The 22,291-nt window shown below is 60.1% G+C and carries 24 protein-coding genes; 10 read left to right on the top strand and 14 right to left on the bottom strand.

What is annotated here, in order from left to right; translation table 11 throughout:
• Nucleotides 1-55: 55 nt before the first annotated feature.
• On the bottom strand, nt 56-967 hold the full coding sequence (locus tag D8V06_RS03285) for a LysR family transcriptional regulator (protein ID WP_056856116.1): 912 nt from the start codon (nt 965-967) through the stop codon (nt 56-58).
• 106 nt (nt 968-1,073) lie between these two features.
• Between D8V06_RS03285 and D8V06_RS03290 the strand changes: the two genes are divergently transcribed.
• Complete coding sequence (locus D8V06_RS03290) at nt 1,074-1,673, top strand: short chain dehydrogenase (RefSeq protein WP_130904364.1); 600 nt, start codon at nt 1,074-1,076, stop codon at nt 1,671-1,673.
• 12 nt (nt 1,674-1,685) lie between these two features.
• On the opposite strand, the gene D8V06_RS03295 is transcribed toward D8V06_RS03290, so the two are convergent.
• Entirely contained in the window at nt 1,686-2,045 is a 360-nt protein-coding gene (locus D8V06_RS03295) for a hypothetical protein (protein ID WP_130904365.1), read from the bottom strand.
• A gap of 173 nt (nt 2,046-2,218) precedes the next feature.
• Here D8V06_RS03295 and D8V06_RS03300 point away from each other — a divergent pair, with 173 nt between their 5' ends.
• On the top strand, nt 2,219-2,884 hold the full coding sequence (locus D8V06_RS03300) for a hypothetical protein (RefSeq protein WP_130930432.1): 666 nt from the start codon (nt 2,219-2,221) through the stop codon (nt 2,882-2,884).
• A 95-nt stretch (nt 2,885-2,979) separates the two neighbouring features.
• Nucleotides 2,980-4,593: an NAD(P)/FAD-dependent oxidoreductase gene (locus D8V06_RS03305; protein ID WP_130930433.1), complete on the top strand. Its 1,614-nt coding sequence runs from the start codon at nt 2,980-2,982 to the stop codon at nt 4,591-4,593.
• Between the two features lie 198 nt (nt 4,594-4,791).
• Here D8V06_RS03305 and D8V06_RS03310 read toward each other — a convergent pair whose 3' ends face one another.
• Complete coding sequence (locus D8V06_RS03310; protein WP_056856120.1) at nt 4,792-5,886, bottom strand: PLP-dependent cysteine synthase family protein; 1,095 nt, start codon at nt 5,884-5,886, stop codon at nt 4,792-4,794.
• A gap of 249 nt (nt 5,887-6,135) precedes the next feature.
• Between D8V06_RS03310 and nhaA the strand changes: the two genes are divergently transcribed.
• The gene (nhaA, locus tag D8V06_RS03315; protein ID WP_056856121.1) at nt 6,136-7,323 is read left to right on the top strand and encodes a Na+/H+ antiporter NhaA; all 1,188 of its coding nucleotides are present in this window, start codon (nt 6,136-6,138) and stop codon (nt 7,321-7,323) included.
• A gap of 75 nt (nt 7,324-7,398) precedes the next feature.
• On the opposite strand, the gene D8V06_RS03320 is transcribed toward nhaA, so the two are convergent.
• Entirely contained in the window at nt 7,399-7,863 is a 465-nt protein-coding gene (locus D8V06_RS03320; RefSeq protein WP_056856122.1) for a glycine zipper 2TM domain-containing protein, read from the bottom strand.
• Nucleotides 7,864-8,032: 169 nt separating this feature from the next.
• On the opposite strand from D8V06_RS03320, the gene D8V06_RS03325 reads away from it, so the two are divergent.
• Nucleotides 8,033-8,269 carry a hypothetical protein gene (locus D8V06_RS03325; RefSeq protein WP_056856123.1) on the top strand — a complete coding sequence of 79 codons (237 nt, stop codon included), beginning with the start codon at nt 8,033-8,035 and terminating at the stop codon, nt 8,267-8,269.
• A 5-nt stretch (nt 8,270-8,274) separates the two neighbouring features.
• On the opposite strand, the gene pdxH is transcribed toward D8V06_RS03325, so the two are convergent.
• The 5 genes from pdxH to dinG all read right to left on the bottom strand — a co-directional run bounded on the left by pdxH (nt 8,275) and on the right by dinG (nt 16,272).
• Nucleotides 8,275-8,922 carry a pyridoxamine 5'-phosphate oxidase gene (pdxH, locus tag D8V06_RS03330; RefSeq protein ID WP_130906832.1) on the bottom strand — a complete coding sequence of 216 codons (648 nt, stop codon included), beginning with the start codon at nt 8,920-8,922 and terminating at the stop codon, nt 8,275-8,277.
• Nucleotides 8,923-8,946: 24 nt separating this feature from the next.
• The gene (locus D8V06_RS03335; protein ID WP_130904369.1) at nt 8,947-10,038 is read right to left on the bottom strand and encodes an OmpA family protein; all 1,092 of its coding nucleotides are present in this window, start codon (nt 10,036-10,038) and stop codon (nt 8,947-8,949) included.
• A 114-nt stretch (nt 10,039-10,152) separates the two neighbouring features.
• Nucleotides 10,153-11,298, bottom strand: coding sequence for a serine hydrolase domain-containing protein (locus tag D8V06_RS03340; protein WP_056856126.1), 1,146 nt, complete (start codon nt 11,296-11,298; stop codon nt 10,153-10,155).
• Between the two features lie 232 nt (nt 11,299-11,530).
• A complete protein-coding gene (locus tag D8V06_RS03345; RefSeq protein ID WP_130906833.1) occupies nt 11,531-14,032 on the bottom strand; it encodes a beta-galactosidase in 2,502 nt (833 codons plus the stop codon).
• 95 nt (nt 14,033-14,127) lie between these two features.
• Nucleotides 14,128-16,272: an ATP-dependent DNA helicase DinG gene (gene dinG / locus D8V06_RS03350; protein WP_130930434.1), complete on the bottom strand. Its 2,145-nt coding sequence runs from the start codon at nt 16,270-16,272 to the stop codon at nt 14,128-14,130.
• Nucleotides 16,273-16,371: 99 nt separating this feature from the next.
• Between dinG and D8V06_RS03355 the strand changes: the two genes are divergently transcribed.
• Nucleotides 16,372-16,830, top strand: a complete 459-nt coding sequence (locus tag D8V06_RS03355) for a CopD family protein (protein ID WP_130906834.1) — start codon at nt 16,372-16,374, stop codon at nt 16,828-16,830.
• A 34-nt stretch (nt 16,831-16,864) separates the two neighbouring features.
• Here the strand turns inward: D8V06_RS03355 and D8V06_RS03360 are convergent, their stop codons facing one another.
• The 4 genes from D8V06_RS03360 to D8V06_RS03375 form a co-directional block, all read right to left on the bottom strand.
• Nucleotides 16,865-17,623, bottom strand: coding sequence for a collagen-like protein (locus D8V06_RS03360; RefSeq protein WP_056856130.1), 759 nt, complete (start codon nt 17,621-17,623; stop codon nt 16,865-16,867).
• Nucleotides 17,616-17,894 (bottom strand): DUF1145 domain-containing protein, encoded by a 279-nt coding sequence (locus D8V06_RS03365; protein ID WP_056856131.1) that lies wholly within the window; start codon nt 17,892-17,894, stop codon nt 17,616-17,618. The genes D8V06_RS03360 and D8V06_RS03365 overlap by 8 nt, the downstream gene beginning before the upstream one ends.
• A gap of 147 nt (nt 17,895-18,041) precedes the next feature.
• Nucleotides 18,042-18,755 (bottom strand): OmpA family protein, encoded by a 714-nt coding sequence (locus D8V06_RS03370; RefSeq protein WP_130930435.1) that lies wholly within the window; start codon nt 18,753-18,755, stop codon nt 18,042-18,044.
• 89 nt (nt 18,756-18,844) lie between these two features.
• Entirely contained in the window at nt 18,845-19,540 is a 696-nt protein-coding gene (locus D8V06_RS03375; RefSeq protein ID WP_056856133.1) for an OmpA family protein, read from the bottom strand.
• Between the two features lie 190 nt (nt 19,541-19,730).
• Between D8V06_RS03375 and D8V06_RS03380 the strand changes: the two genes are divergently transcribed.
• From D8V06_RS03380 to D8V06_RS03395, 4 genes are all read left to right on the top strand, one after another.
• Complete coding sequence (locus D8V06_RS03380; RefSeq protein WP_056856134.1) at nt 19,731-20,228, top strand: DUF6231 family protein; 498 nt, start codon at nt 19,731-19,733, stop codon at nt 20,226-20,228.
• A gap of 4 nt (nt 20,229-20,232) precedes the next feature.
• Complete coding sequence (locus D8V06_RS03385) at nt 20,233-20,709, top strand: YchJ family protein (protein ID WP_130906835.1); 477 nt, start codon at nt 20,233-20,235, stop codon at nt 20,707-20,709.
• 122 nt (nt 20,710-20,831) lie between these two features.
• On the top strand, nt 20,832-21,317 hold the full coding sequence (locus D8V06_RS03390; RefSeq protein WP_130904376.1) for an LEA type 2 family protein: 486 nt from the start codon (nt 20,832-20,834) through the stop codon (nt 21,315-21,317).
• 5 nt (nt 21,318-21,322) lie between these two features.
• Entirely contained in the window at nt 21,323-21,523 is a 201-nt protein-coding gene (locus tag D8V06_RS03395) for an SEC-C metal-binding domain-containing protein (protein ID WP_034146774.1), read from the top strand.
• A 160-nt stretch (nt 21,524-21,683) separates the two neighbouring features.
• Here D8V06_RS03395 and D8V06_RS03400 read toward each other — a convergent pair whose 3' ends face one another.
• Entirely contained in the window at nt 21,684-22,250 is a 567-nt protein-coding gene (locus tag D8V06_RS03400) for a cysteine hydrolase family protein (protein WP_130930436.1), read from the bottom strand.
• Nucleotides 22,251-22,291 lie beyond the last annotated feature (41 nt).

Here is a 22,291-nt window from a genome sequence, read left to right on the forward strand (position 1 = left end):
CGTCCGGCGAGGTATTCCCACGCAGAGCGTGGGAACGATCATCGACAGTCATCGACTAGCGAAGTCGATCCAGCGCTTCACCGCTGCGCTTGAACCAGCCAATCAAATAGTCCGCCAACACCTGCGTACGCTTTGGCAATCCGCCCTGATACGGATGCACCAGATACATCGGCATAATTCGTGTCTGATAATCACGCAAAAGCCAATGCAAACGGCCGTCAGCCAATTCCGCCGACAGCAAGTAGGACGGCAGGCGCGCAATGCCGGCGCCTGTGAGTACGGCTTTCTTCAACAGGCTGTAATGATTGCTGGCAAACGGCCCCGAAACCCGCACTCGCAACAGTTCGTGCTGTTGGTGATACAACCATTCTTCACGACCACTGTAATGGCTGTTGAGCAGGCAACGATGTTCGGCCAGTGCCTGGGGGGTCTGCGGTTCGCCGTATTGCTCCAGATAGGCCGGGCTGGCACAGGTCATTTCATGCCAGGCCAGCAGCGGACGTGCCACCAGCCGCTGGTCGATGGCCACGTCGGCGCGGATCGCCAGATCGAAGCCATCGCGAGACAAGTCACGGTAATTGTTGTTGAGCTCCAGTTCGATCTGCACTTCGGGGTATTTGGCCGAAAACTCCAACAGCAACCCATCAAAGAAGGTTTCCCCCAACGACACCGGCACCGTCATGCGCACCGGGCCGGCCATGTCGTCCTTCAACCGCGCCAGGGCCTGGCGTGCGCGCTCGACCTGGGTCACCAGTGCCTGCGCCTGCGGCAACAACGCCGCGCCGGCAGCTGTCAGGCTCAAGCGCCGCGTGGTGCGCTGCAACAAAACCACAGAGAACTGCGCCTCCAATTGACTGATGCGTTTGGACAATTGGCCCTTGCTGCAACCCAGTTGCTGCGCAGCCAAGGTAAAACTGCCCGCTTCTACCAATACCGCGAACGCCGCCAGATCATCCATCTCACTCATTGATTGTTTCCAATTGAAAACCAAAGGTTGCCTATTAGTGCGCTTATCCAGATAAAAAACCACTCTAGACTGAGCACTCATTCAATCCACTTGAGGATCAGTACCCATGAAAATTCTTTTGATCGGCGCAGGCGGCACCATTGGTTCGGCAGTCGACAAGGAGCTGTCCCAGCGCCACGAGATCGTGCGCATCGGCCGCAACAGCGGCGATTTTCAGGTGGATATCAGTGACGGTGCTTCGATTCGCAAACTGTTCGAGCAGACCGGAAAATTCGATGCGCTGATCTGCGCCGCCGGCAACGTGACCTTCGCACCACTGGCAGAAATGAGTGAGGAAAGTTTCGCCCTGGGCCTGAAAGACAAGTTGATGGGCCAGGTCAACCTGCTGCTGATCGGCCGCGAGTTCGCCAATGACGGCGCCTCGTTCACCTTCACCACGGGTGTGCTCAGCCACGATCCGATTCGCAGTGGTGCCTCGGCAGCGCTGGTCAACGGTGCGCTGGACAGCTTCGTCCGCGCCGCCGCTATCGAACTGCCACGTGGCCTGCGCGTGAACTCGATCAGTCCGAACGTGCTGGTCGAAGCCATGGGCAAATACGCCCCGTACTTCCGTGGCTTCAAACCGGTTCCGGCAGCGGATGTGGCATTGGCCTACGCCAAAAGCGTGGAAGGCCTGCAAACCGGCCAGACCTTTCACGTGGGCTGACCCGGTTCAAGCTCAATCGACCAATGTGGGCAAAAGGTCTTTGGCCACGGCTTTCGGGATGGAAACCCTGAACTGTGAGCCCAGGACCGTTTGCACTGTCGCGGTAGAGACCTTCCAGCCATTGATCGACAGCGTCAATTGTTGGCCCAGGGAAGCACGAGAAATGTTCTGCATTCTCTCGGTGGCTTCAGGACTGAGCGTGACATTCATTTCAAACGTCGATTGAAGTCTGTCGTCATCCTTCAACAGCACATCCATCCGGGTGAAATCGGTTGCCGAAGACAAATTGATCTCGGCAGCCTGACTGGCCGTGGCCGCCCCCATCATCACCGGCAACAACAACCCGATCTTCCAGCCCACTGCCTTCTTCACATCCGCCCCCTGCAAAAAAGTGACAGCTTACCGTTGGCATCCTGGTATTCGGCTTTGGATTTACCTCAAGTTGTTGCCGATAAATCGACCTCAGATTTGCCGCAGACAAATTCCAGTCTTGTGATGAACGGTCAGCCTGAGTAACGTGGCGGCACTTGTCAGGAGACCCCAAGATGCGTGCTGCCCGTTCCTTAGTTCTCGTTGCCCTGCTTCCTCTATTCGCCGCTTGCCAATTGTTCGATGGCCAGCGTGAGAGTGCTACCCACGTCGGCCAGACCCGCATGCAAGGCCAGTTGAGTGCAGCCGACGGCAAGCTGTTGTTCCAGCCGTGCGGTGAGCAGCGGCGTTATGTGGTCAACGACACGGGCGGCACCAGCGTATTGCAACAGGCCGCTACGCTGGCCGATGCCAAAGGCAAGCTGTTCGCCGATGTGCGGGGGCGGATCGTTGCGGGTGATGGCGATGGCCAGCTCGACCTGCAGCAGTTGTACCGCGTCGAGCGCTCGGGCAATGCATGCGAGGATGCCAATTTCAAATTGCTGATTCTGCGCGCCGCCGGTCACACCCCGGAGTGGAACGTGAAAGTCAGCGGCAAGGGCATGGTCATCGACCGCGCCGGCCAGCCGCCATTGGCAGTGCCTTACGTTGAAGAGCAATTGGGCGATGGCCGCTTCAACCTCAGCACCGAAGCCAATAACCAGCACATCGAATTGTGGGTCGCGCCGCAACGCTGCGTCGACAGCAGCACTGGCAGCATTCAACACATGAGCGCCGAACTGCGCGTCGATGGTCAGGTGCAGCGCGGTTGCGGGTATTTCGGCGGCTCGCGCGACGACTGATCGTTTAAGCCTCACGGGACCGGGCTTTTGGAGCTTATAATCGCCGGTTTCAAACGCCCTGGCGCAGTTGTGCGCCCCGCGAACCGGATCCCGCCATGTTACGAATCACCGAACTCAAGTTGCCGATCGACCATCCCGAAGAAGACCTGCGCCCTGCCATCGTGCAGCGCTTAGGCCTTGCCAGCGATGATTTGCTCGATTTCACCTTGTTCAAGCGCAGCTACGATGCGCGCAAAAAGTCCTCCGAATTGTGCTTCATCTACACCATCGACCTCAACGTTCGCGATGAGGCGGCGGTGCTGCACAAGTTCGCCGATGACCGTAACGTCAACGTGGCACCGGATGTCAGCTACAAAGAGGTTGGCCAGGCGCCGGCCGACCTGAGCGTGCGCCCGATCGTCGTCGGTTTCGGCCCGTGCGGGATTTTCGCCGGCCTGCTGCTTGCGCAAATGGGCTTCAAGCCGATCATTCTCGAACGCGGCACCGAAGTGCGCCAGCGCACCAAGGACACCTGGGGCCTGTGGCGCAAAAGCGTGCTCAACCCTGAGTCCAACGTGCAGTTCGGCGAAGGCGGCGCGGGGACGTTCTCCGACGGCAAGCTCTACAGCCAGATCAAGGACCCGAAATTCCTCGGTCGCAAAGTCCTGCACGAATTCGTCAAGGCCGGCGCGCCGGAAGAAATCCTTTACGTCAGCAAGCCGCACATCGGTACGTTCCGTCTGACCGGTGTCGTGGAAAACATGCGTGAGCAGATTCGTGCATTGGGCGGCGAAGTTCGATTCCAGCAGCGGGTTACCGACGTGCTGATCGAAGACGGCCAACTGGTCGGCGTAGAACTCGATGGCGGCGAACAGATTCATTCCAAACACGTGATCCTGGCCCTCGGCCACAGTGCCCGCGATACCTTCCGCATGCTCCACGATCGCGGCGTGTACATGGAAGCCAAACCGTTCTCGGTGGGTTTCCGTATTGAGCATCCGCAATCGCTGATCGACCGCGCGCGCCTGGGCAAGTACGCCGGCCACCCGAAGCTTGGCGCCGCCGACTACAAACTGGTGCACCACGCCAAGAATGGCCGTTCGGTCTACAGCTTCTGCATGTGCCCGGGCGGCACGGTGGTGGCGGCGACTTCCGAGCCGAACCGCGTGGTCACCAATGGCATGAGCCAGTACTCGCGCAACGAACGCAATGCCAACTCCGGGATCGTCGTCGGCATTACGCCGGAAGTCGATTACCCGGGCGGCCCGCTGGCCGGGATCGAGTTGCAGGAGCGTCTGGAATCCCACGCTTTTGTATTGGGCGGCAGCAATTACGAAGCGCCAGCGCAACTGGTCGGCGACTTTATTGCGGGCAAGCCGTCCACCGAACTGGGTAGCGTTGAACCGTCCTACAAACCGGGTGTTGCGTTGGGCGATCTGGCCCTGGCATTACCGGACTTCGCCATTGAGGCCATTCGCGAAGCACTGCCAGCGTTCGAGAAACAAATTCGCGGTTACTCGCTGCACGATGCCGTGTTGACCGGCATCGAGACCCGCACCTCGTCGCCGCTGCGTATTACCCGCAATGAGTCGATGCAGAGCCTGAACGTGAAAGGCCTGTTCCCGGCGGGCGAAGGCGCAGGTTATGCGGGCGGGATTCTGTCGGCCGGTGTGGACGGGATTCGCATTGCCGAGGCAGTGGCGCGGGATATCCTGGGCCTGGAGGCCTGATACGAAATCTTTGAAACAAACACTGTACCCGTGGCGAGGAAGCTTGTCGGATCGCCGCACCGTCCCGCCGGGCTGCGCAGCAGTCCTTTTTAGGGCCGCTTCGCGCCCCAGCGGGACGGTGCGGCGATCCGACAAGCTCCCTCGCCACGGGTACAGTGTTCTTCCCTTAAGTGAACAGCATTATCTGTAGGAGCGAGGCTAAATATTGGCGCGTAACACGCTCGCCGGCAGCGGTTCACCTCGCTCCGCACTGGCGGCAACCGCCGCCTTCAATCCGCTCAACTCATACCCTTGGTCCTTGAGCCATTTCTGATCGTAATAGGTGTCGGCATAACGCTCGCCACTGTCACACAGAATCGCCACCATCGACCCCGACTCCCCTGCCGCCTTCATATGCTGCGCAGCCATCAACGCGCCGATCAGGTTAGTGCCGCTCGACCCGCCGACATGCCGCCCCAACCGCTCGGCCAGGTAATGCATCGCCGCCAGCGACAGTGCATCCGGCACCTTGACCATTGCATCAATGACCTTGGGCAGGAACGATGCTTCTACCCGTGGCCGGCCAATACCTTCGATCCGCGAACCGTGGTCCAGGCGCAGGCTGGCATCGCCGGTCTGGTAGTAATCGAAAAATACCGAGCGCTCGGCATCGGCGCACAACACCCGGGTGCAATGCTGGCGATAGCGAACATAGCGGCCCAGGGTGGCAGTGGTTCCCCCGGTGCCAGGACTGGAAATCAGCCAGCTCGGTTCCGGGTGCTGCTCGAAGCGCATTTGTTGAAAAATCGATTCGGCAATGTTGTTGTTCGCCCGCCAGTCGGTCGCGCGCTCGGCGTAGGTGAACTGATCGAGGAAGTGCCCGTCGTGCTCGCGCGCCAGTCGCTCTGATTCGGCGTAGATCTGCGTCGGATCGTCAACCAGATGGCTTTGGCCACCATAGAAGGCGATCTGCGCGATCTTTTCCCTGGAAGTGGTCGCGGGCATTACTGCAATGAACGGCAAGCCCAGCATGCGCGCAAAGTACGCTTCGGAAATCGCCGTCGAACCGCTGGAGGCTTCGATGACCGGTGCCCCGGGCTTGAGCCAGCCGTTACACAGCGCATACAGGAACAGCGATCGCGCCAGCCGGTGCTTGAGGCTGCCGGTGGGATGACTGGATTCATCCTTGAAGTACAACTCGATGCCCGGAAAACCCGGCAGCGGCAAAGGGATCAGATGGGTATCGGCGCTGCGCTGAAAGTCGGCTTCAATGATCCGGATGGCTTCGCGGGCCCACTGTCGGTTGTCGCTCATGGTGGTTTTCTCGTTGTATCGGGCAGGAATTGGCCTTGCAACAGGGCTCAACCAGCAAGCTTAGGAAAAAACCTACATTCAGCACAGATACAGCTGCGCTCCAATACGTCGGGCAACTGCTAGGCTCAGTCCTCAGCACGGGAGTGCCTTGTAACGACATATAACAAAAAAGAATATAACTTTTGTTTTAACAACTAACGGGAATTGTTAGGGTGTAACACCTTTTGAATTCACAGATGGAGAGCAACCTTGCCTCTGCGTAGCACTTTCACGCGTTTCTTTCAGTTGGAAGCTGCCAGCGGTCTGTTATTGATCGCCGCTGCCGTTCTGGCTTTGATCATCAACAATTCGCCGCTGTCATGGCTTTACAACGGCCTGTTGGAAACCCCCGTGGTGGCCCAGATCGGCGCGCTGAAAATCGCCAAACCGTTGCTGCTGTGGATCAACGATGGCCTGATGGCGCTGTTCTTCCTGCTGATCGGCCTGGAAGTGAAGCGCGAAGTCCTCGACGGTCAACTGTCCAAGCCGTCACAGATCGTCCTGCCCGGCGCGGCAGCAATTGGCGGCATGGTCGTACCGGCGCTGATCTACTGGTTTCTCAACCGCGACAACCCGCCAGCCCTCAGCGGTTGGGCGATCCCGACCGCCACCGACATCGCCTTCGCCCTTGGCGTGCTGGCGCTGTTGGGCAAACGGGTTCCGGTGTCGCTGAAATTGTTCCTCATGACCCTGGCCATCATAGATGACCTCGGTGCAATCATCATCATTGCGATTTTCTACTCCGGCGCACTGTCGACCCTGTCGCTGGCACTGGCAGCGGCCTGCATCGCGGCGCTGATCGGCATGAACCGGCTCGGGGTGGTCAAGCTCGGGCCGTACATGATTATTGGTCTGATCCTCTGGGTCTGCGTACTCAAGAGCGGCGTGCACGCCACGCTGGCCGGTGTCACCCTGGCCTTCTGCATTCCGCTGCGCACAAAAAACGCCGAGCCTTCGCCACTGCTGACGCTCGAACACGCCCTGCACCCTTGGGTGGCCTACGGCATCCTGCCGTTGTTCGCCTTCGCCAATGCGGGGCTTTCCCTGAGCGGCGTTACCGCCGAAAACTTCACCCACGATGTGCCAATGGGCATCGCCATCGGCCTGCTGCTGGGCAAGACCGTCGGCGTGTTCGGCCTGACCTGGCTGGCGGTAAAAATCGGCATCGCCGCCCTGCCCCAAGGCGCCAATTGGGGCCAGGTGCTGGGTGTGGCGATTCTCTGCGGGATCGGTTTCACCATGAGCCTTTTCGTCGGTTCCCTGGCCTTCGAGCCGGGCGTCAGCGACTACGCCGGTATGGACCGCATGGGAATTTTGACCGGTTCGATTCTGGCGGCTCTGATCGGTTATGCGGTCACGGCAATGGCGAGTCGCAAGCGTGATCCTCAGAGCGCATAGCCCTGAGTGTTAAGGCACGTTCATAAAAAACCCCGACCAGTTACCTGATCGGGGTTTTCTTTTACCCGATTACGCTTAGTGCGTAACGCGGCTCGTGCCGTCAACTGTTGCGATTCGAACACGTTCACCCACGCGGAACACTTCGTTTTCCTGAACCTGTTGCACGTAGGCACGCATGCTGCCGTCGTCTTCGCGGACGGTGATTTCCACGCCTTGGGTGCGGGTCAGGCCTTCTTCGGCCGCCGAACCCACCAGGCCACCGGCAACTGCACCGATGACCGCTGCAACGATACTGCCGCGACCGCCACCGATGGCACTGCCACCAACACCGCCAACGGCTGCGCCGGCGAGGCCGCCGATCGGGGTTTTGGTGCCTTCGATTTTTACCGGGCGCAATGCTTCGATCGTACCCATGCGAACCGTCTGCACGCGACGCGCTTCGTCACGGGAGTAGGAGTCACCGGTCAGGCTCGATTGGCAACCAGTGAGCAACATCGCCATCGTGGAAAAGGAAGCAACCAGCAGAACAGACTTACGCATAGCATCAACTCCAAAGGACAGGTATTCATTAAACTCCGCAGCTTGGCGCCTGTCACGGCATCGCCCGGATAAAAATGATTTCATTCAGTTCCGGTACAGGGCCTGTGCGCGATTTTCATCACACAGTAGCGACCATTTCGGCAATCTGCGCCGCTGCCCGAGGATTTTCATGGATTACTTTATCATCGTCGTGACGACCGTTGCCGGTCTGTACTTCCACTATTGGCTGTACGTACGGATCAAACGCTGGATGGACCGCGACCTGGCACTGGCGTTAGCCGGGAATGACGAACGCAAAAAAGCGTTCATGCTCCAGCAACTGGCGAACGCTCAGGCGCAAAAGATCAAGCGTCGAGACTTGCCGCAATGGCTGGAGGCCGCTGCGGCGGGCTATCTCGAGCGGTAGACTGCTTAGGGTGCCAGGCGTTCAAGAATCCAGCCGGAGCCCTGCAAGCGATAGTTGAGACGGTCATGGAGACGGCTCGGACGGCCCTGCCAGAACTCGATGCGCTCCGGCAGCAGGCGATAACCACCCCAATGTTCAGGGCAGTGTGGCTGGCTATCGCTGAAACGCTGCTCGGTATCCTTCAGCAGTTTTTCCAGTTCAGCACGGTCGGCGATCACCCGGCTTTGCGGTGATGCCCACGCGCCAAGGCGGCTGCCCAAAGGTCGAACTTGGTAGTAGGCATCGGATTCTTGTGGCGTAACTTTCACCACCCGCCCTTCGATCCGAACCTGACGTTCCAGGGTCGGCCAGAAAAACGTCATGGCCCCGAACGGATTCGCCGCCAACTGTTGACCCTTGGCACTGTCGTAGTTGGTGAAGAAGGTGAAGCCCTTTTCGTCCAAACCCTTGAGCAGCAGGATGCGGCAATGCGGCCGACCGTCCGGGTCGACCGTGGCCAAGGTCATGGCGTTCGCTTCCACCGGTGCCTGTTCGGTTTTCACCGCGTCGGCGAACCACTGGTGGAACAGCGCAAACGGCTCGACCGGGGCTTGCGCCTCGGTCAGGCCATCACGGGTGTAATCGCGGCGCATATCAGCCAGGGCCTTGGTCATGGCGCATTCCTTTTGATTAACGAATCACTTCTTTGTGCTATCGGCCGCGGCGACTTTCTTGGTATCGGTAGCCGCTTTGGCCGGTGCAGTCTTTTTCGCCGGCGTTGCGGTTTTAGCCGGGGTCTTTTTGGCGGCCGCTTTCTTGGCCGGTGCTTTTTTCGTCGCAGGCACGGCGGCCTTCTTGGCGGCTGGGGCCGGGGTCACAGGCTTGGCCACCGGTTTGATGTCCTGCGCTGCCACCAGGGTGACCGGCGCCGGAGCCGGCATATTGTACTTGCTCAGCAAGGCAACCATGGTGTTTTGCGGGGTCACCAGCAATTCCACGCGACGGTTCAAGGCGCGTCCTTCAACGCTGTCGTTGGCGGCACGCGGGGCTTCGCCACCCATGCCGCGCAGCATCAGGCGATCACGTTGCAGACCACTGAGACGGAAAATCGCCGCAACAGCCTGGGCACGCTCCTGGCTCAACTTGACGTTGGCGGGCGCTGCACCCGAGGTGTCGCTGTGACCGAGTACCAACACGGCAGTCTTGGGATCGACTTCGAGAATTTTCGCGACCCGGGTGAACGGGCCGAGGGTCACCGGCAGCAACATGGCCGGGCGATCCGGGTTGAACGAGCCTTCGACAGGCGCCGTCACTACCAGCACGTTTTCACGGCGCTCGAGTTGCAGGTTGCTGTCCTTGATCGCGGTACGCAAACGCGGCTCGTACTCGTCGAGCCAGGCCTGGGTGACTTTCGGATCCGGCATTGGCACGACTTTGGCGGCGCTCTGCTCTTTGCCGCCGAACGGCCACCACCATTTGCCGCCTGCATCGGCATCGGCCTTGGCTACTGCGGCAGGTTTGGCTTCAGGCTTTGATTCCGGCTTGGCGGCAGACTTGCTCGCGTCGTCATCGGAACCGAACGGCCAGTACCAGGGGCTGGTGCTTTCAGTCTTGGCTACCGCCGCGCTGGCGGCAGGCTTCACGGGAGTTGGGGCAGGTTCTTTTGCGGCGACTTTGTCGGAAGATCCGAACGGCCACCAGCTGCCGCCATCCGCATCATTTTTAGGATTCTGTGCGCAACCGGTAATAGCGAAGCACAGTGCCAAAGCGAGGGTTGGTTTGGTTGACATTGGATATCCACAAAAATGAAGTCATAAAAAATCAGGCCGGATCGGCCCGCATAAACAGACGCTTTGAAACTGAAAAGGCTTTCGGGTTCCAGCTCCGGGAACCTTCAGCGGGTTTTACAGACAAGTGGCCAGTACCCGCACAAGCTTTTGTGCGCGCGGATCCATCAAGACGTACGGCCCCAGTGTATTTGTCACAAAACCGAAAGCCACATCGTGCTCCGGGTCAGCAAAACCAATGGAGCCACCTGCGCCCGGATGCCCGAACGCTCGTGGACCCAGACCGAATGTCGCGTTGGGCACATCCGGTTGATCGAGCATGCAACCCAGACCGAATCGGGTCCGGGTCAGTAGTGTCTTGTCCTCGCCGAGGCTGTGCTCGCGGGTCAACTCGTCGAGCATCTCGCCTTCGAGCAAGCTGCCGTCCAGCAAACCGGCGTAAAAACCGGCCAGGCTTCGGGCATTGCCGTGACCATTGGCTGCGGGTTGCTGCATGCGCCGCCATTCCGGTTTGTTGGTGCTGGTGAGGACCGACGGCGGGTTGGTGAACGCGCGCGTGGTCATGGCCGTGGGTTCGCGCATGGTCACTTGCAACAGGCGCTGGGCAGCGGCGTCGCCGACGTTGCCTTTGCCGCGAGCGATATGCGCCACGCGATGGAACTCTTCGTCCGCCAGACCGACGTGGAAATCCAGGCCCAATGGCTTGGCGACCCGCGCCACGATCGATTCACCTGGCCCACGACCATCGGCGCGTCGCAGCAATTCGCCGATCAGCCAGCCATAGGTGATTGCCGCATATCCGTGACCTTCACCCGGCGTCCACCACGGTGCTTCGGCGGCCAGGGCGCCGACCATGGTTGGCCAATCGTAAAGGGCTTCGGGCGCCAGCAACTCGCGCAATGCCGGCAAACCGGCCTGATGACAGAGCAGTTGGCGCAGGGTCACGGCTTCTTTGCCAGCCGCGGCAAATTCAGGCCAATAACGGGCAACGGGTGCGTCCAGTTGCAGCTTGCCTTCGGCGACCAGCTGCAACGCAGTGACGGCGGTGAAGGTTTTGGTGCAAGAAAACAGGTTGGCGATGGTGTCGCTGTGCCATGCCTCGGCGCCATCCTTGTCGGCGGTGCCGGACCAGAGGTCGAGCACGGTTTCGCCACCGATCTTGATGCACAACGCCGCGCCACGCTCCTGGGGATCGTCGAACAGTGCCGCGAATGCCTCACGCACTGCCTCGAACTTAAGCTCGTAATGACCCTGAATCTGCACCCGCAACTCCCCGGATAAACGCTCTACAAAGTGGCCCGCATTGTTCCAGCCCTTGACGGTTTTGGGAACAGGGTCGGGCCGGGCGGTCAATCACCCCTGGAAGTGATCGACAAATTGGCGTCGGCACTGATGCCTTCGCGGGCAAGCCTCGCTCCTGCGGTCATCGCGACCTTCACAAAACCTTTAGGCGCGAGGCTTGCCCGCGAAAAACGATAACGCGGTGCATCTGGACTCAATGCCCCTTGCCGGAATGCCCACCGGCGCCCTTCCCCGGGCCTTTGCCGGCGTTGGCCTCTCTTCCGCCCTCGGCATCATGACTGACCTTGTCCGCCTCGGCTGCGGCTTTCTCGGCCTCCTTGGCCAGCTGATCGACCGCCGCCAGATTGCTTTTGCGCACGCTATCGACAAAACCCTGGAATGGCAGATCAGTGATCCCTACCAGACCAAAATGGCCATTTTCGCCATCCAGCAGACGCCCGGTCACGGGTTGATCGAGGTATTGGAACCAGTGCACCCCAACGATAGACGGTTCGTTCAGAGCCTTTTTGAGGAAGTTCGCATAGGCCGGGCCGCGATCGTCTTCCTTCGCCAATTGCGTCACGCCGCCCCAGAATGGGCCGCGATCAGTCGAGCCGAAGTTGAATTCAGTGATTAACACCGGTTTGTCGAGGCTGCGCAGTTTGGTGAAGTCGTAACCGTCCTGCGGTTGCAAGGTGTACATGTTGAAGCTCAGGACGTCGCAATACTGGGCACAGGACTCAACGGCTTCCGGGGTGGTGATGGCAAATCGACCACCGAGCAACAGCTGGTTCGGCGCGTGCCACTTGAGCGAGTCGGAAATGGTCTTGAAGTAGGTATCGGCGAAGACTTTCTGGAAGTATTTGAAATCGGCCTCGATTTCCGGGTGCTCGGCGCTCGGCAGCGGTGGCACGAACCCAGGGTCTTCCATCAGCTCCCAGGCTGGCAGATCAATGCCCCAGGCTTTCGACAATCCGGCCTGATTGCGGTACTTGTCGCGCAGTTGCTTGAGAAACGCACGCTTGGCCGGCACGTCAGTGGTCATTTTCAAGGTGCCGTAAGCCAAGGCATATCGGGCTTTCGGGTCGTCGCCGGGACCGGCCCAGGCCAGTTCGTTGTCGGCGTAGTAACCGATCAGCCATGGATCGTCGCGATGATCACGGGTGGCAATCGCTACGGCGCGTTCGGTGGCCATGGCGAAGCGTGGATCGAACGGGTCAGGCATGCCGCCCCACCAGTCGCTACCGGTACTGATGCTGGCGTAATCACCGACGATCGACAGCGGTAAGGTGTATGGCACGCGGTCCGCGTTGGCCAGTGATGGCGCGCTCCAGTTGCCTACGGTGTTGAAGCCCCAGGCTTGCAGACGGTCGAGGGTATGGCCGGTCCAGCGTTTTTCGTCGAATGCCACTTTGCAGGGTTCGGCGGGTGCCAGCTCGGCTGTTTTAGCGGCGGTCGCGTCGACGGCATCAGTTTTGGCCGCTTCGGCAATACCGGATCCAGCACTTGAAGGCGCTACGGCTGGCTCGACGGCTTTTTCTGCCGTTGCTTCTACCGCGTCTGCCTTGGCGGCTGCCGCAACACCGGCCTTGGTGTCGCTGCCCAGCGCGCAAGGGTCGCCGTACAAACGCTGCAAGTTGGCGCCGTAAAAATCGTACCAGCGACCGGAGTTGTAGCCTCGTCCCTGGTCGACACCATTGCCGCCGCGGTTATCCCCTTCGCCGAAATGGCTGGCCAAAGGCTCCTCAGGCTTGGGCAGGGATTCGAACATCCACTCGCGACCGGCGACATACGTCTGGCTGACGTCCGCAGCGACCGAGTTGACTCCCAACGAATAAAACGGGTGCCCTTCAGGGGTCACCAGATACCAGCGACCATCACGCTTCTCGGTACGAAAAAAACCGCTGGCCTTGAACGCAGGGCCTTTGTTCCAGCCGCCGAACTTGTCCAGCGAAGCCTTCTCGCGCTCGGCCAACCAGGTTTTCAGCTGTTGTTGTTCCTTGGCCGCGGCGCTTTTCAGTTGTTCATCGCCAGCGACCTTCTCCGGCCATTTGGCCCGGGTCGATTGACCATAAGCGTCCACCAGGCCGCCATACACCGCTTGGGTAACGGACTCGCCATCCTGTACGCCAAAGCGCTCGAGCAAGATGCTCTGGGCGACTTGCGGTTGATCCATCGACACAGTGACCGACACCACCTGGCGGCGATCCAGCTCGCCGACGCTGCTGGCCAACAGGATGCGCTGACCGTCGACGGACATCGGCATTGGCGGGCCGGCTTTCATGCCCTGATTCAGCGGCGACGTCGGCTGCAGCGGCACCAGCAGGGTTTGCGCCGGACCGGCCGGCAAATCGACACGGCTGACCAGTGTCTTGCCATCGTTGCTCTGAATAGTCACGTACAGGGTCACGGCCCAGTTCATCGCACTCTGGATTCGCAGGCTCATCACGCCCGATTGCGACCAGTCCCAGGCGCCGGTTTGCGGGCTTAGGCGCAGGGTTGGCCTGGCCACCGGGTTGAATGTCACCCGGCGCAGCACTTCGCCCTCGGGGGTTTGCTCGGCGTTGGATTGCGGCAGGCTGGCGTCCTGAGTCGCCACCTGGACCACGTCGGCGGGGCGTACAAAGTTGAACAGCGTCTGTTGTCCGGCGGGAGCCGCCAGCAAGGGCGATGCGAACAACAGGGCAAAAACGGCAGGCAACGAACGGCGAATCATGAGAACGAAATTCTCCCTAAGACCTTCAATGGGCCAATGGAAAAGCGATGGCTGAAAGATAGACAACGCGGCGGGCAAAACTGCCCACCGGTGTTTCAGGAAATTTCACGCCGGAAAGGCGGCAACGCATTGAGGATCGCTTTGCCATAGCGCTGGGTCACCAGACGCCGGTCGAGCAAAGTGATGGTGCCGCGGTCTTCTTCGGTGCGCAGCAAGCGCCCGCAGGCCTGGACCAGTTTCAGCGAGGCATCCGGCACGGAGATTTCCATGAACGGATTGCCGCCACGGGCTTCGATCCATTCCGCCAGTGCCGCTTCGACAGGGTCATCCGGCACCGAGAACGGAATTTTGGCGATGACCACGTGCTCGCAATAGGCACCCGGCAGGTCGACCCCTTCGGCAAAGCTTGCCAGGCCGAACAACACGCTGGAATCACCGCCATCGACCCTCGCCTTGTGCTTGTTCAGGGTTTCCTGTTTCGACAGGTTGCCTTGAATGAACACCTGCTTGCGCCAGTCGCGATCGAGGCCGTCGAACACGTCCTGCATCTGCTTGCGCGAGGAGAACAGCACCAATGTACCGCGCGAACCTTCGACCAGGTCCGGCAGATCGCGGATGATCGCCGCGGTGTGCGCCGCCGCATCACGTGGGTCGGCGTTCAGGTTCGGCACTCGCAACACACCGGCATCGGCATGATGAAACGGGCTCGGTACCACGGCGGTGACCGCTTTTTTCGGCAGGCCGGCGCGCATGCGGAAGCGGTCGAAGGTGCCGAGGGCCGTCAGGGTCGCCGAAGTGACCAAGCAGCCATGGGCTACGTTCCACAGGTTGCGTCGGAGCATTTCCGCCGCGAGGATCGGGCTGGCGTTGACCTCGATGTCGAACAGCGAACCGCTTTCGGCCAGGGTCAGCCAGCGCGCCATCGGCGGACTGTCTTCCGGGTCTTCGGCGGTGAACGCGGTCCACAATTCCCAGTTGCCGGAAGCGCGGGACAACAGGCTGCCGAACAGCGGATACCACTCTTCGGCCTGGTTGCTGGCGATGCCGATGTTGACCTCGCCGTCCATACCTTCCTTGAGCAGTTCGGTGAGGCGCGTGAACAGGTCGGTCAGGCGGGCAAAGCCTTTCTTCAACTCGATGCCCATCTCACGCATGTGCTCGGGAATCACTCCGCCGACGAAGCGATGACGCGGGCGTTCGCGACCTTCGACATCTTCGCCGGGCTTGAAATCGGCGGCCTGTTCGCAGGCGGTGAACATGAATTGTTGCTGGGTCTTGATCTCCCGAGCCAGCTCCGGCACCTGCTCGATCAACTTGCCCAGATCCCCGGGCAACGGGTGTTGCGCCAGCAGTTTGGTCAGGTTCTTTGCCGTGGTTTCCAGCCAGTCGGCGGTGGAGCGCAGGCGCGTGTAGTGGGCGAAGTGGCCGATGGCCTTGTCTGGCAGGTGGTGGCCTTCGTCGAACACGTAGATGGTGTCGCGCGGGTCCGGCAGCACAGCGCCGCCGCCCAACGCCAGGTCAGCCAGCACCATGTCGTGGTTGGTGACGATCACGTCTACCTTGCCCATGCCTTCGCGGGCCTTGTAGAAGGCGCACTGGCCGAAGTTCGGGCAATGACGGTTGGTGCATTGGCTGTGATCGGTGGTCAAGCGTGCCCAATCGGCGTCTTCGAGCGCGGTGGACCAGCTGTCGCGGTCGCCGTCCCACTTATTGCCGGCGAGTTTCTCGATCATGCTGGTGAACAGCTTCTGGCTGGCCTCATCGACCTCGATCTTGAAACCTTCTTCTTCGAACAACTGCGCCGTGGCGGTTTGCGCGTGGCCTTCCTGGAGCAACATGTCGAGCTTGGACAGGCACATGTAGCGCCCGCGCCCCTTGGCCAGGGCGAAGCTGAAATTCAGCCCGCTGTTGCGCATCAGGTCGGGCAGATCCTTGTAGACGATCTGCTCCTGCAGGGCGACGGTGGCCGTGGCGATCACCAGGCGCTTGCCAGCGGCCTTGGCGGTGGGGATCGCCGCCAGGCTGTAGGCCACGGTCTTGCCAGTACCGGTGCCGGCTTCCACCGCGACAATCGCGGGGTCGCCACTGCGCCGGCCTTCGTCGTCGGTGTCGATATCACCGAGGACTTTGGCAACTTCGGCGATCATCAGGCGTTGGCCGTAGCGCGGCTTGAGGCTCTTGGCTTCGAGAAAACGCGAGTAGGCGCCCTGGATCGTGGTTTTGAGTTCAGTGCTGATCATGAATTGTCGGGCGCAAAAAACGCTGGATAAATTTTCAGTAGTTTGATTCGGCCGCTATCATACCCCGCTAATGAATCCCGCGCAGAACGGAGTACCCGAATGACACCTTTTAGCCTTGTTTATAGCCTGCATGTCCTCGCCGCACTGGTGTGGGTGGGCGGCATGTTTTTCGCCTGGATGGTCTTGCGTCCCGCGGCGATGACAGCGCTTGAGGGTCCTGCCCGCTTGAAGCTGTGGATTGAAGTGTTTCAAGGTTTTTTCCGCTGGGTCTGGGGGGCGGTCGTGCTGTTGCCAGTCAGTGGCGTGGTCATGCTGAATCTGAATTTCAGCGGTTTTGAACACGCGCCGCGCTATGTGCAGGTGATGATGGGGTTGTTTGTGGTGATGACGGCATTGTTCATCAGGATTCAGGCGTTGATGCTGCCGGAGTTGCGCGCGGCTGTGCTGGCGCAGGACTGGCCGGCGGGGGCTGCGGTACTGGGAAGGATCCGCCGCCTGGTGGGGATCAACTTGATTGTCGGGTTGGTCGTGGTAGTTGTTGCTGCCGCTCGACCATGATCGTTCCCACGCAGAGCGTGGGAACGATCAATGCTTACAACCGCTGCACGACCACCGAGCCTGCCGCCCCGGCAGGTCCCGGTTGCCCATCGGCACCTGGTTTGCCGCTCTTGCCGCCATCGGCTTTATAGATCAGGCAGCCCTTGGCCTTGCCTCCGGCGCCAGGTTTTCCACCGGGTCCGGCCAGGCCACCCGCACCGCCGGCCACTTGAACCTTGATCTGTTCTGCCGGGTAATCACGCGGCACCACCAGTTTGACCAATGCCCCCGGTGCGCCTGGCTGGCCGTCACTGCCATTGCTGCCATCGGCACCGCGTCCGGCCTGGCCCCAGGTACAGCCCGGGGCTTGCCCGTTGGCCCCGTCGAGACCGACAAACCCCGGAGCCCCCGCACCACCGCGCGCGTCGACGATCAGTTGCGGGGCATTGAGCGTCTTGATTTGCAGATTCAGGTTGCGCCCGGAGCGCGCGGCCTTCTGAAAAGTGCCCGGCGCGCCGCGAGCGGTGATCTGGCTGCCCTCGGACAATTGAGCACGGCTGACTTTCAATTCCAGCGCCTGCTCGCTGGGTACAATCGCGATCCGCGCATCACGTCCCAGATGCAGCTCGCCGACGGTGACTTCAGTCACGTTCGACGGAATCAGTAACGTGCCGTAATCGGCGACCTCCAGACGTTCCAGTTGCAAGGTGCTGGCGGTGTTGGGCAGACGCATCAGCGAGTTGGTTTCGACGCTCACCACCTGAGCGCAGGCCAGTGGACTGATGAGTACGGCGAGCAGACAGAATTTACGCATGGGAAGCCTTGGATGCGGAGGGAGCGGGAATGGTTTGCAGGTGGAAAACGCCGAAAATGACAATCTTCAGTCGATCACGCCAAGGGTGCGCGCGGCCTCTGAGGCTGCGGTAGCACAACAGCGCTTCCAGTAGATGAAGGATCGCCAGAATACCGCCGGCCAGATTGACCAGCAGATGCAGCGGATAGACAAATGGCGTGAACAGGTTGACCAGCACCACCAGCCAGAACAGCAGGGTCAACAGCTTCCCCAGCCCCCAAATCACCTTCATACGCCCCTCGATGGGAATTATTCTTTGAGCGCACAGTAACGGCTTCCACGCGGGATAAGCCAGAGGGCAAGCGAAAATTCTTGATGAAGATCGCCGAATGGCCGTCGAAACGCAGGAAATCTGCGTTCGACAGCTCTAACTCGCGGTTCAGCGATTGATGTGCAGTTCCACGCGACGATTTTTCGCGCGGCCTTCCTCGGTTTCGTTATCGGCCACCGGCTGGCTTTCGCCCTTGCCCTCGCTGGTGAGTTTGTTGGGTGCCACACCCTGGCTCAGCAGATATTCCGCCACGCTGCTGGCGCGGCGCTCCGAAAGGGCCTGGTTGTAGCTGTCCGAGCCAACGCTGTCGGTATGGCCGATCACCTTGATGCTCACCACATCGGCGTCCAGCAATTTGCTCATGATCGCATCGAGCTCGCTTTGCGCGGTCGGGGTCAGGTCGGATTGATTGAAACCGAAGAACACGTCGTTGCTCAACGTGATGACTTCAGGCGCAGCAGGTTCTGCAGGTTTCACGCTGGCCGGGTATTGCGGCAGCGGGCAACCATGATGTTCCACAGGCGTGTTGGCCGGTGTGTCGGGGCAGCGATCGCGGCGGTCGAACACACCGTCGTCGTCTTCGTCACCGTCCTGGGCGTAACAGATCAAACCACCGGTCAATATACCGAGCGCCGCTCCACCCGCCGCCCAACCGCCACTTTCGATAGCGCCCAGGCCTCCACCGACCAGTCCGCCAATGACGCTGCAGATCGGCCAGGTACGTTGATTGAGGGGGGCAGTGCCATCACTGTGAGTAGCGCAACCGGTCAACAGGCTGCCCAGCAGCAGAACCGGCAAGACGGTCCGTGTGAGATTGCTCATTTCCAAAGCTCCTGTGTCACCGGCCGATGCCGGTTACACAGGAGTAAAGACCCGCATCCGCGACTGCACAAGCCGGGGATCCGAGGGGCTTAGCGCTCGATTTTAATTTCCGTACGACGGTTTTGTGCACGACCGTCGGCAGTTTTGTTTTCGGCTACCGGCTGGCTCTCACCGGCACCGGTAACAGACACAAAGTTGCTGCGCGGCACGCCTTGCTGGATGAGGTACTCAACCACCGAATGAGCGCGTTTATCCGACAGTTTCTGGTTGTAGGAATCGCTGCCCACGCTGTCGGTATGACCGGTTACGGTCAATCGGGCAGTAGGGGCTTCCGCTTTCAAACGAGTGGCAATCTTGTCGAGTACCAGTTTGTCGGACGTCGTGAGCGTTGCTTTATCGAACTGGAAGTGGACATCACGAATGACAATGGTTTCTTCCTTGACCACTACAACTTCTTCAACCACTGGAGCAGGTGCTGGTGGTGGGCAACCATCGGCATCGACCTGAACGCCTCTAGGTGTGCCCGGGCACTTGTCGCGACTGTCCGGAACACCATCGCCGTCTTCGTCGCCGTCACCGTGAACCCAGCAATAAGCGGCCGCCGTACCACCGACAACCAGCGCGCCCCAACCTGCCCACGACGAGCTCTCGGTCGCGCCGAGACCCGCACCTACGACACCACCGACCGCCGCACAGGTCGGCCAGTCGGTTTTCTGCAAACCTGCGCAACCAGTCAACACACTGGTTAGCAGAACCAGGGGTAATGCTGTCCGAACTATGCTCATCTAGTTTTCTCCTGAAGGATCGGCTTAGAACCGATTCAGGGAGTAAAGACCGGAGTTTTAATCTCCGCCAGCAATAGGCCATTGCAGTTTTGTCCCCTGTTCACGGCAGATCATCTCTTTTCAGGGAAAGCCGCTCTAGGCTCGAACTTGCGGGCAGGCTAGTCTTGGCAGACCTGACTGAGGAACTTCGATGATTGCAGCTATTTCTTCGCGCACGCCACAACAGGCGTTGGCCGCTTTGCTGGATCGTTACGCCCCTGCACGCCTGCTGCTGATCGGCGCCAGCGAATTCCCGGCGCTTGAAGCCTTCAAGCTCGCCCACCCCGACAGCTGCGTGGCGCATGCTGCGCCGGGAGCATTGCCGGCCGAACTGGCGGCGCGCCGGTTTGACCTGGCGCTGGTGGTCGATTGCCTCGAACACTTGCCCAAGCGCGATGGCCTGAATTTGCTCGGCGGCATCCGCAATCTCAACGCCAGCCGCATCGCCGTCCTCGCCGACTTACCGGCCAGCGGCTGGCAGGAGACGGACTTTTTTTCCCTGGCCCTGCAAGCCAGCGAACGCTTTCAGCGCGACGAACAGGTGCTGACCCTCTTCACCTATGATCTGCTTGACTACAAACAAGTCCCGGACTGGCTCAATTCGCGCTTTTGGGCCAATCCGGAAAACTTCGGGAAATATTGGTGGTAACGCAATGAGTACATCCATTTGCCCTTGCGGTAGCGGCACCCTGCTCGACGCCTGCTGCGGTCCTTACCATGCCGGTCACCCGGCCCCTTGCGCCGAAGCCCTGATGCGCTCGCGCTATAGCGCCTATGTGCTGGGCCTGATCGACTATCTGGTGACGACCACCCTGCCCGCCCAGCAATCAGGACTCGACCGGCAATCGATCAGCGACTGGAGTGCCCAAAGCACCTGGCTGGGCCTTGAGGTGGAAAGCTCCGAAGTGCTCGGCGGCCAGCCGGAACATGCGTTCGTGACCTTTACCGCGCGCTGGCACGACGGCAGTGGCGAGCACAGTCATCGTGAACGCTCGTCATTCGTCCAGAACGCTGGACATTGGTACTTCATCGATCCCACCGTACCACTGGACATCGGTCGCAACGATCCATGCCCTTGCGCCAGCGGGCAGAAGTTCAAGAAATGCTGCTCGGGCTATTTCGGCGCGTGAGTTGACCGCAAAAAATCGCAGCCTTCGCCAGCTCCTGCACGGGATTGCCTGCACACTGCAGGAGTGGCCGAAGGCTGCGATCCTTTAACGACTAGACTGGGGTTCAAGGGAGAAGAACGACCATGATCACCCGGCGATTCGCACAATGTCTGCTCATGCTTGCCCTTTGTCTGGGGCTCGGCGGCTGTGCGTCCTGGTTCGCCAGCGATGAGCCAGACCCCGAAGTGCACCTGACCCGGGTGGAAGTGGTGCGCGCCAAACTGCTGGAGCAACGCTTCGTGTTGCACTTTCGCATTGATAACCGTAGCGAAAACGAGCTGACCGTACGCGGTATGGAATACCGCATTCATTTGGGCGACATCCTGCTGGTCGATGGCGAGCATGAACACTGGATCAGCATCGGCCCCAAGGCCAGCCGTTTTTACAAAGTGCCGATCCGCACCAACCTGTGGCCCAAGGTCAGAGACCTGGTCAAACAGTTGAAAAACTCCGAGCAAGGCATTCCCTATCGCCTCGAAGGTGAAATGGAAACCGGTTTATTCATCGCCCACTACGTGCACCTGGAGCGCAATGGCGTGATAATCCCCGCCGATCTAATTCCGGAGTAACCCCGATGACCCAGCAACCCCATGTCCACGGCCCTGACTGCAACCACGATCATGACCATCATGATCACGACCATGGTCATGTACACGGCCCGAATTGCGGCCACGCCCACCAGGAACCGGTGCGCAATGCCTTGAAAGACGTTGGCCGCAACGACCCTTGCCCATGCGGCAACGGCAAGAAATTCAAGAAGTGCCACGGAGCTTGAGGCTTCAGGTGAAAACCTGCCTCGTCTGGTAGGCCGGTTTCGCGAGCAGGCCCACTCTCACAGTGTTTCGAGACCTGTAGGAGCAAGGCTTGCCCGCGATTGCCGCGCCTCGGTACTTCATACTCTTTGCATCATCGTTCATCGCGGGCAAGCCTTGCTCCTACAGATGTTCACCCGCCTTCAAAATGTGTTCGGTACTGACCACGGTCGCGTACTCACCATGCAGATTCCCCAGCGACATACCGTGCACCTCTTCGGCTGAACGGGGGTTACCGAAAAAATCGGCCTTGTCGAAGGTAAAGCACGCATCCTCCACCACCCACGCCTCGAACCCCAGGTTGCCCGCCGTGCGCGCCGTGGACTCCACCGAGTTGTGGGTCGCCACGCCGACGATGATCAACTGTGCGATCCCCGCCTCGCGCAACAGTCTCTCCAGCACCGTTGAACAAAATGCGTCCGGCACCTGCTTCTGAATCAGTTGCTCACCCGGCAGTGGCTGAAATCGTTGCTGAATCTCCACGCCCGATTGCAGCGGCCAGAACACCGAGTCCTCTGATCGGGACAAGTGCTGGACGTGAATCACCGGCCGTTCGCTGCGCCGCCAATGCGCCAACAGTTCCAGCATGCGGTCCTCGGCCTGGGGATTGTTCCGGCGACCCAGCCTGGGGTGCAGAATGCCCTTCTGTTGATCGATGATGATCAATCCTGCATTTGCCTTTAATTCCATGTCGACACACCTCCCGGACCATTGGTCGCTGAACTTATCAG

The organism is Pseudomonas sp. Sample_24, from assembly GCF_004307605.1.
In the GTDB taxonomy this organism is placed as follows: Bacteria; Pseudomonadota; Gammaproteobacteria; order Pseudomonadales; family Pseudomonadaceae; genus Aquipseudomonas.

Coding starts and splice junctions, on each gene's coding strand:
- D8V06_RS03285 (WP_056856116.1), bottom strand. CDS start 967: ATGAGTGAGATGGATGATCTGGCGGCGTTCGCGGTATTGGTAGAAGCG.
- D8V06_RS03290 (WP_130904364.1), top strand. CDS start 1,074: ATGAAAATTCTTTTGATCGGCGCAGGCGGCACCATTGGTTCGGCAGTC.
- D8V06_RS03300 (WP_130930432.1), top strand. CDS start 2,219: ATGCGTGCTGCCCGTTCCTTAGTTCTCGTTGCCCTGCTTCCTCTATTC.
- D8V06_RS03305 (WP_130930433.1), top strand. CDS start 2,980: ATGTTACGAATCACCGAACTCAAGTTGCCGATCGACCATCCCGAAGAA.
- D8V06_RS03310 (WP_056856120.1), bottom strand. CDS start 5,886: ATGAGCGACAACCGACAGTGGGCCCGCGAAGCCATCCGGATCATTGAA.
- D8V06_RS03320 (WP_056856122.1), bottom strand. CDS start 7,863: ATGCGTAAGTCTGTTCTGCTGGTTGCTTCCTTTTCCACGATGGCGATG.
- D8V06_RS03325 (WP_056856123.1), top strand. CDS start 8,033: ATGGATTACTTTATCATCGTCGTGACGACCGTTGCCGGTCTGTACTTC.
- pdxH (WP_130906832.1), bottom strand. CDS start 8,922: ATGACCAAGGCCCTGGCTGATATGCGCCGCGATTACACCCGTGATGGC.
- D8V06_RS03335 (WP_130904369.1), bottom strand. CDS start 10,038: ATGTCAACCAAACCAACCCTCGCTTTGGCACTGTGCTTCGCTATTACC.
- D8V06_RS03345 (WP_130906833.1), bottom strand. CDS start 14,032: ATGATTCGCCGTTCGTTGCCTGCCGTTTTTGCCCTGTTGTTCGCATCG.
- dinG (WP_130930434.1), bottom strand. CDS start 16,272: ATGATCAGCACTGAACTCAAAACCACGATCCAGGGCGCCTACTCGCGT.
- D8V06_RS03355 (WP_130906834.1), top strand. CDS start 16,372: ATGACACCTTTTAGCCTTGTTTATAGCCTGCATGTCCTCGCCGCACTG.
- D8V06_RS03360 (WP_056856130.1), bottom strand. CDS start 17,623: ATGCGTAAATTCTGTCTGCTCGCCGTACTCATCAGTCCACTGGCCTGC.
- D8V06_RS03365 (WP_056856131.1), bottom strand. CDS start 17,894: ATGAAGGTGATTTGGGGGCTGGGGAAGCTGTTGACCCTGCTGTTCTGG.
- D8V06_RS03370 (WP_130930435.1), bottom strand. CDS start 18,755: ATGAGCAATCTCACACGGACCGTCTTGCCGGTTCTGCTGCTGGGCAGC.
- D8V06_RS03375 (WP_056856133.1), bottom strand. CDS start 19,540: ATGAGCATAGTTCGGACAGCATTACCCCTGGTTCTGCTAACCAGTGTG.
- D8V06_RS03380 (WP_056856134.1), top strand. CDS start 19,731: ATGATTGCAGCTATTTCTTCGCGCACGCCACAACAGGCGTTGGCCGCT.
- D8V06_RS03385 (WP_130906835.1), top strand. CDS start 20,233: ATGAGTACATCCATTTGCCCTTGCGGTAGCGGCACCCTGCTCGACGCC.
- D8V06_RS03390 (WP_130904376.1), top strand. CDS start 20,832: ATGATCACCCGGCGATTCGCACAATGTCTGCTCATGCTTGCCCTTTGT.
- D8V06_RS03395 (WP_034146774.1), top strand. CDS start 21,323: ATGACCCAGCAACCCCATGTCCACGGCCCTGACTGCAACCACGATCAT.
- D8V06_RS03400 (WP_130930436.1), bottom strand. CDS start 22,250: ATGGAATTAAAGGCAAATGCAGGATTGATCATCATCGATCAACAGAAG.